This is a genomic window from Collimonas sp. PA-H2, assembly GCF_002564105.1.
GTDB lineage: Bacteria > Pseudomonadota > Gammaproteobacteria > Burkholderiales > Burkholderiaceae_D > Collimonas.
Window position 1 is genome coordinate 1,641,183 of sequence record NZ_PDBX01000001.1, and the last position, 14,181, is coordinate 1,655,363.

Annotated in this window: 12 protein-coding genes; 3 read left to right on the forward strand and 9 right to left on the reverse strand. The window is 59.4% G+C overall.

The window, feature by feature from the left end:
* Positions 1-7: 7 nt before the first annotated feature.
* From BCF11_RS07375 to BCF11_RS07390, 4 genes are all read right to left on the reverse strand, one after another.
* Positions 8-1,489, reverse strand: coding sequence for a sigma-54 dependent transcriptional regulator (locus BCF11_RS07375; RefSeq protein WP_098494170.1), 1,482 nt, complete (start codon positions 1,487-1,489; stop codon positions 8-10).
* A gap of 23 nt (positions 1,490-1,512) precedes the next feature.
* Positions 1,513-3,252 (reverse strand): PAS domain-containing sensor histidine kinase, encoded by a 1,740-nt coding sequence (locus BCF11_RS07380; RefSeq protein WP_233212407.1) that lies wholly within the window; start codon positions 3,250-3,252, stop codon positions 1,513-1,515.
* 104 nt (positions 3,253-3,356) lie between these two features.
* Complete coding sequence (locus BCF11_RS07385; protein ID WP_098494172.1) at positions 3,357-3,623, reverse strand: PP0621 family protein; 267 nt, start codon at positions 3,621-3,623, stop codon at positions 3,357-3,359.
* Positions 3,620-4,429 (reverse strand): inner membrane protein YpjD, encoded by an 810-nt coding sequence (locus BCF11_RS07390; protein WP_098494173.1) that lies wholly within the window; start codon positions 4,427-4,429, stop codon positions 3,620-3,622. Before BCF11_RS07390 ends, BCF11_RS07385 begins: the two co-directional genes overlap by 4 nt.
* Positions 4,430-4,715: 286 nt before the next feature.
* On the opposite strand from BCF11_RS07390, the gene ffh reads away from it, so the two are divergent.
* Positions 4,716-6,083, forward strand: a complete 1,368-nt coding sequence (gene ffh / locus BCF11_RS07395; protein ID WP_062119146.1) for a signal recognition particle protein — start codon at positions 4,716-4,718, stop codon at positions 6,081-6,083.
* 322 nt (positions 6,084-6,405) lie between these two features.
* Positions 6,406-6,774 carry an SWIB/MDM2 domain-containing protein gene (locus tag BCF11_RS07400; RefSeq protein WP_062119149.1) on the forward strand — a complete coding sequence of 123 codons (369 nt, stop codon included), beginning with the start codon at positions 6,406-6,408 and terminating at the stop codon, positions 6,772-6,774.
* A 114-nt stretch (positions 6,775-6,888) separates the two neighbouring features.
* On the opposite strand, the gene BCF11_RS07405 is transcribed toward BCF11_RS07400, so the two are convergent.
* The 5 genes from BCF11_RS07405 to BCF11_RS07425 form a co-directional block, all read right to left on the reverse strand.
* Complete coding sequence (locus tag BCF11_RS07405; protein WP_098494174.1) at positions 6,889-7,548, reverse strand: hypothetical protein; 660 nt, start codon at positions 7,546-7,548, stop codon at positions 6,889-6,891.
* A 96-nt stretch (positions 7,549-7,644) separates the two neighbouring features.
* Positions 7,645-9,078: an alkaline phosphatase gene (locus BCF11_RS07410; RefSeq protein ID WP_098494175.1), complete on the reverse strand. Its 1,434-nt coding sequence runs from the start codon at positions 9,076-9,078 to the stop codon at positions 7,645-7,647.
* Positions 9,079-9,151: 73 nt separating this feature from the next.
* Complete coding sequence (locus tag BCF11_RS07415) at positions 9,152-10,597, reverse strand: alkaline phosphatase (protein WP_098494176.1); 1,446 nt, start codon at positions 10,595-10,597, stop codon at positions 9,152-9,154.
* A gap of 281 nt (positions 10,598-10,878) precedes the next feature.
* Positions 10,879-11,502, reverse strand: coding sequence for a lytic transglycosylase domain-containing protein (locus tag BCF11_RS07420; protein ID WP_098494177.1), 624 nt, complete (start codon positions 11,500-11,502; stop codon positions 10,879-10,881).
* A 107-nt stretch (positions 11,503-11,609) separates the two neighbouring features.
* A complete protein-coding gene (locus BCF11_RS07425) occupies positions 11,610-13,349 on the reverse strand; it encodes a proline--tRNA ligase (RefSeq protein WP_098494178.1) in 1,740 nt (579 codons plus the stop codon).
* Between the two features lie 260 nt (positions 13,350-13,609).
* Between BCF11_RS07425 and BCF11_RS07430 the strand changes: the two genes are divergently transcribed.
* Positions 13,610-14,179, forward strand: coding sequence for an RNA pyrophosphohydrolase (locus BCF11_RS07430; protein ID WP_098494179.1), 570 nt, complete (start codon positions 13,610-13,612; stop codon positions 14,177-14,179).
* Positions 14,180-14,181: the final 2 nt, after the last annotated feature.

Below are 14,181 nucleotides of genomic sequence, written 5' to 3' on the forward strand. Positions count from 1 at the left end.
CCTTGCCTTAGTCTTGCTCGTGAATCGATAAACGCTGCATGCGGTAACGCAACTGGCGGAAGCTGATGCCCAGCAGATCGGCCGCCTTGGTCCGGTTAAAGTGCGTGCGCGTCAACGCCCGCCGGATGACATCGCGCTCGATATTGTCCAGATAGTCCGGCAGCGACGGTGGCAACTCGGAACCGCCCAGCAACACTGTCGCGGCGGCGGCAACCGGCTCGAAACCGGCCGCAGCGCCGATAACCGGGCCGGCGCCTGCATCATCAAGATAGCCCTGATCCAGGCTTTGCGCTTCCAGCACACGGCCGTTGCCGCCGCCCTTGAGGCCGAGATCCGCTACTTCAATCACGCCGTCGTTGGCAAACGCCAGCGCCCGTTCCAGGATATTTTCCAGCTCGCGCACATTGCCCGGGAAGGCATAAGCGCATAAAGCTTCCATGGCTGCCGGCGCCAGCGTCACCTGCCCCGCCTGCGGCGCAAACACCGACAAGCGCGCCAGCACTGCACTGATCAGCAAGCCCAGATCATCCAGGCGTTCGCGCAACGGCGGCAGTTTTAATTCGATAACATTCAAACGATAGTACAAATCCTGGCGAAATCTACCTGATTCGACACACTCGGCCAGATTCTGGTGGGTGGCGCTGATCAAACGGACGTCCACCGGTTCTTCCACCGTCGCCCCAACCTTGCGCACGCGCCGCTCCTGGATCGCGCGCAACAGCTTGACCTGCATCGCCAGCGGCAGGTCGGCGACCTCATCCAGCAGCAGGGTGCCGCCGTTGGCCGCCTGGAAAAATCCTTCGCGGTCATCGGCGGCGCCGGTAAATGCGCCTTTACGGTAGCCGAAGAATTCGGCCTCCATCAAGGCTTCCGGAATGGCGCCGCAATTGACAGCGACAAACGGCTTGTCGGCACGCGGGCTGAGCGCATGGATATCGCGCGCAGCCAGCTCCTTGCCGCTGCCTGACTCGCCGGTAATCGCCACCGGCGCCATGCTGCGCGCCAGCCGCACAATCTGGGTGCGCAATTCCTGCATGGCGGCAGACTGGCCGATCAGGCGCAAGGCGTTGCCGTTACTGCGAGCCTTGACATCGCCGGACTGGCGGGGGTTCTCGGCCGGCTTGCCGATGCGCAGCGCCGATTGCACCATCAGGCGCAGCTGATCCAGCGCCACCGGCTTCGACAGATAGTCGAAAGCGCCGGCTTTCAAGGCCACCACGGCGTTGTCGGCGCTGCCGTAGGCGGTAATCACGGCGATCGGAATCACCTTGTCGCCGCTGGTGACTTCGCGCACCAGCTCGATGCCGAGGCCGTCCGGCAGCCGCATGTCGGTCAGGATCAGTGCATATTCATTGCTGGCCAGATGGCTGCGCGCAGCGGCTAGGCTGTCGGCGCTGTCGACATCGAGTCCCATCTTGACCAGTGCGATCTCGAGCAGTTCGCGCAGGTGGGCTTCGTCATCGACGACCAGAATACGGGGTGAAGTCATGGCAATGGTCTTTTTTAATAGTTCTAGTCAGCTAATGACAGAGGATCACGGGGAGCAAACGCAATAACAAAACGACCACTAACATGGCTGGAATTCTGTCCTTGAACATCATGCCGGTATTCATAATCAAGTAATGCGCCGTTATTCAAACACAATTCGCGCGCCAAAAACAAGCCCAGTCCGGTGCCCTTGCTGGAAGTGGTGTAAAACGGCTCGAACAGGTGCGACCGCACCGCCGGCGAAATCGGTTCGCCATCGTCCTGCACATGCAGCTCCAGCCGTCCGGCGACGCTGGACATGATGTGCAAACGCATGCCGCCCGGCCGGCCGCTGGCGTAGCGCACCGCATTCGACAGCAGATTGGTCACCACTTCGCGCAAATGCAGCGGATCGAACCAGACGTGGTAACGGTCCGTCAGTTCGATCTGGAGGGCGATGGCGCCAGGCGCCACCGCGTGCGTCTGCTTGAAATCGTTGACGATATCGTGCAGCAGCGGCGCCAGCTGAATCGGTTCCAGCTGGCGCTGCGCCTTGCGCGACAGCTTCAGGATATCCTCGATCATGCGGTCCAGGCGCGCCACGTTGTCTTCGACGATCGTTACCAGCCGCGCTTGCGTCTGGCTGCCCGCCTCCTCTGACAGCAAGGTGGCGGCATAGGAAATCGAGGCCAGCGGATTGCGTACTTCATGGGCGATGCTGGCGGTCAGGCGGCCCATGGCGGCCAGTTTCAGCTGCTGCGCCTGATTTTCGATTTCGCTGACATCCTGCAAGAAAATGACGGCGCGATACTCGCTCAGTTCGCGCATCCTGACCGCGGCAAAGCGCACTTTCAGGTGCGCCGCCAGCTCGCGTCGGCCGCTCCAGTCTATGGGGGCCGCTTCCTGGCCCAGATCGTCGGTATGCTTGATGGTGACGAATACCGCCTCGCCGACCACTGGCGCGCCAGGACGCGGCAAATCGCTGACCCTTGATTCCCAGGCAAACAGCGCATCGGTGATCGGCGCCAGCAAGGCATAATCGCTCAGCTTATGGCGCGGCTCGTCGTCCGACATCGTGAACGACAGGCCCAACATCCTTTCCGCCGCCGGATTGGCCATGATCAGCGTGCCGATCGGATCGACCACCAGCAAGCCGTCGCCCATATCCTTGATGGCGATGCGGTTGATGTCCATCTGCACCCGCAAATCCCGGCCGCGCTGAGTTGCCAGCTCTTCCTGCTTGATCAGCTTGTGCGCCAGGCGGTTGATCACCAGCACGGCGAAGAAGAAGGCGCCGCCATACAAGCCTGCTTGCACGGTGGAGATATCCGGGGAAGATTGCAGAATCTGATAACCGCTGTCCGCCAGCAGCACCATGGTCGCGATCGAGACAAAAAGCAGCGCCACCAGCAAGGGCGCCAGAATCGCCGCACCGGCCAGCGGGAACAGATACAGGATCGCCAAGCCGCTTTTGGCGCCGCCGGCGCCTATATACAGAATCGACACCGCGACCAGGTCGACCGTGATCGGCAGCACGATCTGCAGCATGTAATGGCGCCGGTGGTAGGCCGTCACCAGCGTGAAGAGGACGGCGCACAGCAGATAGACGCCGCAGGTTTCAGTACCCGTGAAGAGTTGGGAAAACCATATCTCGCCTTTGCTTTGGCTGCTGACATAGGCCAGCATCACCATCGCAACCACGATCCGCGTCACGTTGAAGGTTTGCAGCGTGCGCCAGAAAGTGTCAGGCTTTTCGCTCTGCGAAGTGAGGCTGGAGCTGGTCATGCGCAAATATCCTGTCTGGCGATGAATGTTGAAATTCCAGACTGGCCGCCCTCGGCAGGCGAGCCCGGCCCGGAATGAACGCAAATGTTCAAGTATTGAGCGCGCTAGGAGGAATGCAGACGGCGATGTTCAGCGCTGCAGAAAGGCGCGCCGGAGGCATCGGCAATCGCTTCCGACGCCGGGAAGTGGATGCCGCAATGGACGCAAGCCACCATCGCCTCAGCCTGCGCCGGTTCATTGGCGGCGGAGGCCGCACCGCCAGAAGATGGGGATCCCGTCGAGGACGAACGATCGCGGCCGAGATTTTTCTGCAGGCGCTGCAGCCAGACGATAACGGCCAGCACAATGATAATTAAAATAATGAATTTCATACCAATACCCGATGCAACACAACTTCAAGCACGAAACGGCTCCCTACATACGCCAGTAACAAAATGGCAAACCCGGTCAAGGTAAAACTGAGTGCGGTGCGGCCGCGCCAGCCCTGCCATCTGCGGCCGGCCAGCAGCAGGCCGAACAGGGCCCATGACAACATGGTGAAAATGGTCTTGTGATCCCATTTGAAGGCCTTGTTGAACAATTCTTCCGAAAACACCACGCCTGACAGCACGGTCAGCGTTAACAGGAAAAATCCGAAAGCAATCAGGCGGAACAGCAGTTTTTCCATAGTCAGCAACGCCGGCAAGCGATCCAGCGCCAGTCCGAACCAGCCGGCTTTGACGCCGCCCGGCCGGGTATGCAGGCGCGATTCCTGCAACACCATCAGCACGGCATGAAAGGCAGCAATCGTGAGCGTACTGTAAGCCAGAATGGAAATCACGATATGCCAAAGGAAAACCGGCGACTTGCCGTTCAGGGGCACCATATTTCCTGGAAACACTGCGGGCAGGACCGCTGCCAGGGCCGCCATCGGCAGCACCAGCACCCGCAAGCCGTCAAGGGTGTAGTTGCGGTTTTCAAGCCAATAGGCCGCCACCGACACCCATAAGGTCGCCGACAGCATCATGGAAAAGCCGACCCGCAACTCTTCCGGCCCGACCACGTCGGCCCACAGCACGCCGCCGTGCAGCAACCAGGCGGCGGCAACGACAATCGAAATAGTCTGGCGCCGGCTAGCCGGCAAAAAGGTGCAGCCTATATATAGCAGCGCCACCAGAACGAAAAGAGATGTTTGCATCGTGTAAGTTTACAACATGTGGCGTCCGCGCGGCGTGCTCAAACAAGGCGAACATGCATGCGGTCGAAGCCCGGCTTCATTTCTTGCAATTTGCACATCATTTTTCTCCTGCTATTTAATGCACAGACCTTTGCTGCGCCCCTGAATGCTAGGTGTTTGTCCGGCATCAGGTAAAATGGCGGTTTACAAGCATTACTGTGACCTTTTGCAGCGCGCTGGCGCATCAGTTGCGCGCGCGCCGGTTCACATTGACCGATTGCACCTCTTCTGGAAACGCTGCGTACCCATGCTCGACAATCTTACCCAACGCCTCGCCAAAGTCGTCAAAACCATGCGCGGCGAAGCGCGCCTTACCGAAACCAATACCGCGGAAATGCTGCGCGAAGTCCGCCTGGCCTTGCTGGAAGCCGACGTCGCCTTGCCTGCCGTGCGCGAATTTATCGCCAACGTTAAACAAAAAGCGCTGGGCGAAGAAGTCATCGCCTCGCTGACGCCCGGCCAGGCCCTGGTCGGCGTGGTGCAGCGCGAGCTGGCGTCGCTGATGGGCGCCGATCTCGGCCCGGAAGCTTCGCAGCTGAGTTTTGCCACGCAGCCGCCGGCCATCATCCTTATGGCGGGCCTGCAAGGTGCGGGTAAAACCACCACAGTCGGCAAGCTAGCCAAATATCTGCGTGAACAAAAGAAGAAAAAAGTATTGACCGTTTCCGCCGACGTCTATCGTCCAGCCGCGATCGGACAGCTGCAAACCGTGACGGCGCAGGTCGGCGCCGACTTCTTCCCGACCGAGATTACCGACAAGCCGGTGGATATCGCCCTGGCCGCGCTGGACTATGCCAAGCGCCATTACCACGATGTCCTGATCATCGACACCGCCGGCCGACTCGGCATCGACGAAGCGATGATGAAGGAAATCAGCGCCATCCATGCCGCCGTCAAGCCGATCGAAACCCTGTTCGTGGTCGACGCCATGCTCGGCCAGGACGCCATCAATACCGCCAAGGCCTTCAGCGACGCCTTGCCGCTGACCGGCATCGTGCTGACCAAGCTGGACGGCGATGCGCGCGGCGGCGCAGCGCTGTCGGTGCGGCATATCACCGGCAAGCCGATCAAGTTTGCCGGCACCGCCGAAAAACTGGACGGCCTGGAAGCTTTCGATCCGACCCGCATGGCCAACCGCATTCTCGGCATGGGCGATATCCTGGCGCTGGTTGAAGAGGCGCAGAAAGGCGTCGACGTCGCCGCGGCCAAAGACCTGGCGCACAAAATCAAGGGCGGTGGCAAATTCGACCTGAATGACTTCAAGGCGCAACTCGGCCAGATGAAGAAAATGGGCGGCCTGTCCAACCTGATGGACAAGTTGCCGGCGCAATTCCAGCAAGCCGCCGGCGGCGCCAATATGGACCAGGCGGAGAAACAGGTACGCCGGATGGAAGGCATCATCAATTCGATGACTGCCCAGGAACGGGCCAAGCCGGAGCTGATCAAGGCCTCGCGCAAGCGCCGCATCGCCGTCGGCGCCGGGGTGCAGGTGCAGGAAGTGAACCGCATGCTGTCGCAATTTGACCAAATGCAGTCGATGATGAAAAAGCTCAAGGGCGGCGGCATGATGAAAATGATGCGCGGCATGAAGGGCATGATGCCAGGCATGCGCTAAACGCTGCACAGGCACTGCCGCAAGACCTGAAAAGCCTTGCAAGTCATTGACTTGCAAGGCTTTTCAGCAAATCGGAGCGACCCGGAACGCTCGGCAGCGGCCGCCGGCGCCAACTGTTACCTGCCCGGAATTTCCAAAGATCATCGCAAACGGCCGCTCAAGCGCGCCAGTCCGTGATTTTTCCTGGCTCGGCGGGGCTTCCGCTTCCGTATCAAATCCCGCACAAACCCATAAAAAACGCTTGCATCGCCAAGAAAAGCGCAACACTATTAGCGATGCGTGCTTGACGCATTTTTCCCATATCCCTGAAGGAGGCTCAAAGATGGCCACAGCAGCAAAAAAACCAGCGGCAAAGAAAGCTGCCGCACCAGCCAAAGCGCCGACTAAATCGGCACCAAAGGCAGCGCCTAAAAAAGTAACTGCAACAGGTACTGTAGCGCGCAAGCCTAATGCAGCATTCATGAAACCACTGACGCCATCGGCCACCCTGGCTGCGGTTGTCGGCGCGGCCCCACTGCCACGCACTGAAGTCACCAAGAAAGTGTGGGAGTACATCAAGAAGCACAATCTGCAAAATCCAGCAAACAAGCGCAATATTGTTGCAGATGACAAATTGAAAGCTGTCTTTGGCGGCAAAAAAGAAGTGTCGATGTTTGAAATGACAAAACTCATTTCCGATCACTTGAAATAATGCTTGGGGCCTAGCCGCAGTCTTTTGCGCCGCCCTGGGTGCCAAACAAAAACGCCCGCATCGCGCGGGCGTTTTTGTATCCGCAGCATTTACGCCGCGGCAGAAACACGGGCTTTAATCGAGCAAATCCGAATAGTCTATTTCGGTATAACCAGCCAGCGCGTTCCATGGCAAGACCTTGGGCGCTTCGATCACGCTGACCAAGGTTTCGCGGCGCGCCTTGCCATGCGCGTCCAGCGACTCTACCCGGCGTGGATACTGACCCTTGACGTCCCAGCTGACGCGCACCGTCAAATCGCCCCGCTTGCTTTCATATTGCTGCACGCCGTCCTTGGCGGCACCAATCGCCCGCATGTTTTTCAGGCTTTGCGGATCGCTCAGGAAAAACGTACTACCCCAGCTGCCGTTGAAACCGATATTGCCGTAGTACTGTGAATCAACCTTGATGCTGCGCCGCTGATGACGCTCGATCAGCCGGGCATCCAGCGCGCCGTCGGCCTGGCGCCGTACCCACATCGGCGAACTGCCGGCATCCGGATGGCTATGGCCGCCGTGAGCATCTTCCCCGGCGGACTCGCTGGCGATCAGGCGCTCGGTCCAGACCTGGTCGTTGCGGCGATACACGCGCTCGGTGAATGTGGTTTCGCGCTTGACGCCATCGCGTCCGATCGTCATCGAATAGTTCTGGACCTGCAGATTCTGATCCGGTCCGCTGACCGCTTCCGCCGCCAGCGCAGCCGGCATCTGCGCCGCCAAGGCCAGTACAGCAAGCATCAAGCTATTCCTGCATTTTTTAAAGCACATCATTTTCCCACCAAAAAATGCCGCCACCGGAACGATGGCGGCTTAAGGACTACTCAGGTAACCGTATTACAGGCCAAGCGCATTCTTGACCTTGCCAAACACCTTGATGTTTTCAAAAGTGCCTTTGAAAGTGTCGCTGCCGGCGCCGGCGGAAAACAGCATGACGTCGCCGCCGCCATGGGTTTCCGAACCAGGCGAGCCGGCGAAGCGCACGCCGACTTGCTGCAGGTAGTCATCCGCTTCGGTATCGACATTGGTCAGGTCGCTGTCTTCCGGCCGCCGCGGCGCGCTGCCATTGCCGAACACCAGCGTGGTGTAGGGCTTGCCATCGGCCGCCAGCGCCAGTTTTCCGTCAGAATAATTCGCCACCTTGCCGAGGATAGGATTGCCGCGCTTGGGATAGCCGTTGAAGCCGATGGCGTGGTCATGATCCGCAGTGACCACGATCAATGTGTCTTTCAAGTCGACCAGTTCCAGCGCCTTCTTGACCGCTGCATCGAAGGCCAGCGTATCTTCCAGCGCGCGCTTGGCGTTGGTGCCGTGCAACGCGTGGTCGATGCGGCCGCCTTCCACCATCAGGAAATAACCGTTCGGATTCTTCTTCAGCACGCCAATGGCTTTCTCCGTCATCTCGGCCAGGCTAGGCTGGTTCAGCTTCTTCTTGACCCGGTCCAGTTCGTAATCCATGTCGCTGGCGGTAAACAAGCCGAGCAGCTTGCTGACATTGGCAGGATTGAGGTTTTTCAGTTCACTGCCGGAGGCAACATAAGTATAGCCGGCGGCCTTGAACATCCCCAGTGCATCCAGCTCGTCGTTGCGCTGGCTGCCTGGACTGCTCTTTGGCAGGAAATGCCGCAAACCGCCGCCGAGCAAGACATCGACGCCATCTTTCAGCGCCGCGTTATAACGCGGCGCGCCCGGTGTCGCCTGTTCGGTGATGGTGTTGTAGGCATCGCGATTACAGACATGGGCGTAGGTCGCAGCCGGCGTGGCATGGCTGATGCGGGTGGTGCTGACCGCACCGACTGCCTTGCCCGCCCCCTTGGACAGTTCCAGCAAAGTCTGCACCGGCTGGCCATTGCCGGCTACACAGGTGGAATCCGCCTTGGTTTGATATGGCTTGCCGTTGGCATCGAAGGCATGGGTGTCGGAAGACATCGAGATGACGTCGTTCCTCATCTTGACGCCCGTCATGTAGGCCGCCATCGACGGTGCGCTGTCGGTAGTCTGGCCATCCAGCGAGAAAGTCTTGACACGGGCGGTCCGATTCAAGGTCTCCATGGTCAGGCGGCCGGCTTCGCCATGGCCATAGATGCGTGCCGCGGTGACGGTCACCGGACCCATGCCGTCGCCCAGGAAAAAGATAACGTTCTTGGCTTTCGCCGGGACCGCATCGGCGGCCAGGGCCGAGCCGCTGAACAGCAACGCCAGCGCGCACAAGGCTGCGCCTTGGCGGAGGCGATGCGGGAATTGCTTGGAGGCTGCTAGTTGAATTTTCATGTCTGACCTTTGCACTCTTTGTTTCGTTTTACTTGATCATTGCGCGACGCATTCGTAGCGTTCGCTGGAGACCTCACAGGCCGACGGCTTTTTTCACCAGGCCGAACACCTCGGTGTTGTCGAGCACGCCGCGGATGTTCCCGGCGCCCATGCCCTGCGCACCGATAAAGACATTGGTGCCGCCATGCGTCTCGCCGCCCGCTTCGGTCGGGATCACCGACTCTTGCAGATAGTCTTTGTCAGCCACCTGCATGTCCGACAAGGCGCCGCGCGTAGCCAGATGGTTGGGGCCGTTGCCGAAGCCGATCACGGTGTACGGGTTGTTGTTGATGTCGCGTTCCGGTTGGCCGGTCAGGACATTCTTCACCAGGCCGAGCACGCCCGGTTCGCTGCTGGTGGTCTTGCCGGTGCGCTTGGCGTAGCCGTTCAGCAGGATCGAATGATCATGGTCGGCGGTGACCACTACCAGGGTGTTCTTCAGACCGGGATCGACTTGCTGCATCTTGTCCAGCGCGATCTTGATGGCATCGTCGAAAGCGACGGTTTCCTGCAAGGCGCGGCGGGTGTTGGTGGCGTGCAGCGCGTGATCGATGCGGCCGCCCTCCACCATCAGGAAGAAGCCGTTCTTCTTGCTGTTCAGCAGATCGATCGACTTGGCGGTCATCTGCGCCAGGCTCGGTTCCTTGGCCGCGTCGCGGTCGAGGTCGTAAGTCATGTGGTCCTTGTTGAACAGGCCCACCACTTTCGGCGCCGTGTTGCTGAGCTTGTCGAAGTCGGCGAAATTGGCCGCGTAGGCATACCCTGCGGCCTTGAATTCAGCGACCAGGTCGCGGCTGTCGCTGCGCTTGCTGTCGGCATCGGTCTTCGGCAGGAAGTGGCGGCGGCCGCCGCCAAAGATCACATCGACGCCATCGCTCAGCTTGCTGTTGAAACCGGCGCCCTTGGGCGTCAGCTGCGCGGCGATATTGTTTTCGCCGTCGCGGTGGCAGATATGCGAATAGGTCGCCGCCGGCGTCGCGTGGGTGATCCGGGTAGTCGTCACGACGCCGGTGCTGTAGCCCTTGGCTTTCATGATCTCCAGCAGGGTATCGGCCGGCGTGCCATTGCCGCTCGGACAGGTGCTGTCGGCGCCGCTGACATAGCTCTTGCCGCTGGCGTCGCGGGCGCTGGTGTTGGCCGACATCGAGATCACCTCATTGTTGGCCTTGACCCCGGTCATGTAGGCTCCCATCGACGGCGCGCTGTCGGTGACCTGGGCATCGTTTGAATAAGTCGTGACGAAACCGGTTTCCGGCAAGGTGTCGAGAGTCAGATCCCCCTCTTCCCCGACCTTGTAGATGCGGGCCGCGGTCATGGTGGTGATGCCCATGCCGTCGCCCAGGAAGAAAATCACGTTCTTTGCCGCCGGCTTGACTTCCGGCCGCTCGACCGGCGCCTCCACCAGTGAATTGCTGGAACCGCTACACCCCGCCAGCACCGCCGACGCCGTGGCGGCGGCAATCAACATACTTAATTTCATTCATCGCTCCGTGTTGTCAATCAGAAATATGCAAGCATTTGTAATAATCTGTTACAACTGTAACTGCATCTTGTTACAACTTGATGACGCCTGAGCGATTTACGCCAAGCCTTAGAGAAATTCCTGCTGGAGGATTATTCGGTGCACGAGCGAGCCTGCGGCAAGGCGGCAAGAGACCGGCCCGGGCGTTGCCGGACCAGCTATCTGGATCGTGTTGTAGTGGAAAGCTGCAGGTGAAAGGCTGCAAGCGCAGGGCGCGCCGCAGTCAGAGCGAAGCGAAATTATTGGTGGGCAGAGACCGTATGCAGCGGTGAAGCATCCTTGTATTCCCAGCGCTTCCAGGCCGCCAGAACTGCATTCGGATATTCCGGGCGGCCGCGGCTGCCGTTATAGCGGCCCAGCGCGAGATACAGATTGCCCTTTTCCATATCGATGTACATGCGCAGGATGGAACAGCCGTAGCGCAGATTGGTTTGCATGTTGAACAGCTTGCTGCGGTCGGAATCGCCGATCACGCGGCTCCAGAACGGCATGACCTGCATGTAGCCGTGGGCGCTGACGCTGGACAAGGCATATTTGCGAAAGGCCGATTCCACCTGAATCAGGCCCAGCACCATGCCGGGATCGAGACCGGAGCGCTTGGCTTCATACCAGGCGGTTTCCAGAAATTCGATGCGCACCTGCGCATCCGGCAGTTTTTTCTTCAGGCGTTCCGACATTTCGCCCAGCCAGTACAGGTACTGGATGCGCTGGTCGATGTCGCTGAACTGAGGTTTCGGCGGCCGCGCGTCATTGATGGCGCGCGACAAGGCCAGACGCACCGAATCCGCCAGTTCTTCTTCTTTTTGATTTCCGGCATGTGCCATGCCGCTCAACAACAGCAGCAAGATGGACAGCACGCTCATCCAGCGAGACCAGCGCAATCGATACTCCCTAAGAAACACTTTTTATTTTTCAAGGAGTATACAAAGAAAACGGCGCAAGAAACCGTTGCGCCGCGACTTTGTTGTATTTAGGAAACTAGCTTGGCTTTGATGAACGCTTCCATCTCGGCCAGCGGCACCTGCGTGGCTTCAGTGTCGCGCCGTCCCTGGTATTCGATCTGGCCATCTTTCAGCCCACGGTCGCCAATGACGATGCGATGCGGCACGCCAATCAGCTCCCAGTCGGCAAACATGGCGCCCGGGCGTTCGCCGCGGTCATCCAGGATGACGTCGACGCCGGCGGCCAGCAGCGCGTCGTACAGTTTGTCGGTTTCGGCCTTTACCGCCTCGCTGCGGTCGTAGCCCATCGGGCATACAACAACTTCAAACGGCGCTATGGCCAGCGGCCAGATGATGCCCTTGTCGTCGAAGTTCTGCTCGATGGCGGCGCCCAGGATGCGGGTGATGCCGATGCCGTAGCAGCCCATCTGCAACAGTTGCGGCTTGCCGCCTTCGTCCAGGAAAGTAGCCTTCATGGCTTCCGAGTAGGCAGTGCCGAGCTGGAACACGTGGCCGACTTCGATGCCGCGCAGGATCGCCAGCGCGCCCTTGCCGTCCGGCGACGGATCGCCTTCCACCACATTGCGGATATCGAACACCATAGGCTCAGGCAAGTCGCGGCCCCAGTTGACGCCGGTGTAGTGGAAATCGACTTCGTTGGCGCCGCTGACAAAATCGTGCATGTTTGCCACATTGACATCAGCCACCACGGTCACCTGCTTCTTGGTGTTCACTGGGCCCAGATAGCCAGGCGGCGTGCCGAAATACTCGACGATTTCCGCTTCGCTGGCAAAGCGATAACCGGCTAGGCCAGGGATCTTGTTGGCCTTGATTTCGTTCAGCTCGTGATCGCCGCGCAGCATCAGCAGCCACACCACCTTGCTGGCAGGCTCTTTATCCGTTGCTTCTTTTTCAACGGTGAGCACGATGGACTTGATGGTTTGCGTCAAAGGCAGCTGCAGCAGCTCGGCCACCGCTTCGCACTTGGCCTTGCCTGGCGTCGCCGTCTTGGTCAGCGCCTGTGTGGGCGCCGCGCGGGTCGGAATCAGCGGCAGGGATTCGGCCGCTTCCATATTGGCGGCATAGTCCGAGTTCGGGCAATACACGATGGCGTCTTCGCCGGTAGCTGCGATAACGTGGAATTCATGCGAGCCGGTGCCGCCGATGGCGCCGTTATCCGCCGCCACGGCGCGGAACTGCAGGCCGAAGCGGTTGAAAATACGCACGTAGGCGTCGTACATGATCTGGTAGGACTGCTTCAGGCCGTCCAGGTCGCGGTCGAAGGAATAAGCATCCTTCATGGTGAATTCACGGCCGCGCATGAGGCCGAAGCGCGGCCGGCGCTCATCGCGGAACTTGGTCTGGATATGGTAAAAATTCACCGGCAGCTTGCGGTAGGAGCGCAATTCCGTACGGGCGATGTCAGTAATCACTTCTTCCGAAGTCGGCTGGATGATGAAGTCGCGGCCGTGACGGTCCTTGACGCGCATCAGTTCAGCGCCGTATTTCTGCCAGCGTCCGGTTTCCTGCCACAGTTCGGCCGGCTGCACTACCGGCATCAGCAATTCCACCGCTCCCGAACGGTTCATTTCCTGGCGCACAATATTCTCGACCTTGCGGATCACGCGTAGGCCCATCGGCATATAGGTGTAGATGCCGGAACTGATGCGCTTGATCATGCCGGCGCGCATCATCAGTTTATGGCTGACGATTTCCGCGTCGGATGGGGCTTCTTTGAGCGTGGAGATAAAAAAACGGGAGGCGCGCATAACGATGAATTCTTTTTAAAAAGAGAGGGTTATAATCAACTCAATTTTAAAGGATTAGCTGGCTGATGCGCCTACTCTTTGCACATTTGATTGATGTTCTGGCCATAGGCACCCCTGGCCGGGGCAGATTGCGCGCCTAATCGGGCGAGGACAGAGTGGTTGACCGGGGCTAGACCGGCAGCTTTGTTCCGCAATGATGACAGCAAGCAAGGAATCAGGCAGGAGAACCGCCTGGCCGCAGAAAGTTTTGAGGTAACAACATGCTTGACCGTGAAGGCTTTCGCCCGAACGTCGGCATTATCTTGCTCAATACCCAGAATGAAGTCTGGTGGGGCAAGCGCGTGCGCGAACACTCGTGGCAATTTCCACAGGGCGGTATCAAATACGGTGAAACCCCGGAGCAGGCCATGTTTCGTGAACTCGAGGAAGAAATCGGGTTGAAGGCGGAACACGTCAAGATCATCGGCCGTACCCGCGATTGGCTGCGCTATGAGGTGCCGGATCATTTCATCAAGCGCGACGTGCGCGGGCATTATCGCGGCCAGAAGCAGATCTGGTTCCTGCTGCGCATGACCGGACGCGACTGCGACGTCAACCTGCGCCTGACTGAACATCCCGAATTCGACGCCTGGCGCTGGCATGACTATTGGGTGCCGCTGGATGTCGTGATCGAATTCAAGCGGGATGTCTATCAGCGCGCCTTGCAAGAATTATCACGTTTCCTGACGCGTCCTTTGCAAAGCACGCCGCATCACGCCCGTCATCTGCGCACCGGCCACGGGCCGCGTGTAGCGAACCAATCCACACCCGCTGAACCCGAAAAAAAGTGAGC

Bases quoted from the DNA above. Each gene is read 5' to 3' on its own strand.
- BCF11_RS07385 (WP_098494172.1), bottom strand. From the start codon at position 3,623: ATGAAATTCATTATTTTAATTATCATTGTGCTGGCCGTTATCGTCTGG.
- ffh (WP_062119146.1), top strand. From the start codon at position 4,716: ATGCTCGACAATCTTACCCAACGCCTCGCCAAAGTCGTCAAAACCATG.
- BCF11_RS07380 (WP_233212407.1), bottom strand. From the start codon at position 3,252: ATGACCAGCTCCAGCCTCACTTCGCAGAGCGAAAAGCCTGACACTTTC.
- BCF11_RS07425 (WP_098494178.1), bottom strand. From the start codon at position 13,349: ATGCGCGCCTCCCGTTTTTTTATCTCCACGCTCAAAGAAGCCCCATCC.
- BCF11_RS07390 (WP_098494173.1), bottom strand. From the start codon at position 4,429: ATGCAAACATCTCTTTTCGTTCTGGTGGCGCTGCTATATATAGGCTGC.
- BCF11_RS07430 (WP_098494179.1), top strand. From the start codon at position 13,610: ATGCTTGACCGTGAAGGCTTTCGCCCGAACGTCGGCATTATCTTGCTC.
- BCF11_RS07400 (WP_062119149.1), top strand. From the start codon at position 6,406: ATGGCCACAGCAGCAAAAAAACCAGCGGCAAAGAAAGCTGCCGCACCA.
- BCF11_RS07375 (WP_098494170.1), bottom strand. From the start codon at position 1,489: ATGACTTCACCCCGTATTCTGGTCGTCGATGACGAAGCCCACCTGCGC.
- BCF11_RS07405 (WP_098494174.1), bottom strand. From the start codon at position 7,548: ATGCTTGCTGTACTGGCCTTGGCGGCGCAGATGCCGGCTGCGCTGGCG.
- BCF11_RS07410 (WP_098494175.1), bottom strand. From the start codon at position 9,078: ATGAAAATTCAACTAGCAGCCTCCAAGCAATTCCCGCATCGCCTCCGC.
- BCF11_RS07415 (WP_098494176.1), bottom strand. From the start codon at position 10,597: ATGAAATTAAGTATGTTGATTGCCGCCGCCACGGCGTCGGCGGTGCTG.
- BCF11_RS07420 (WP_098494177.1), bottom strand. From the start codon at position 11,502: ATGAGCGTGCTGTCCATCTTGCTGCTGTTGTTGAGCGGCATGGCACAT.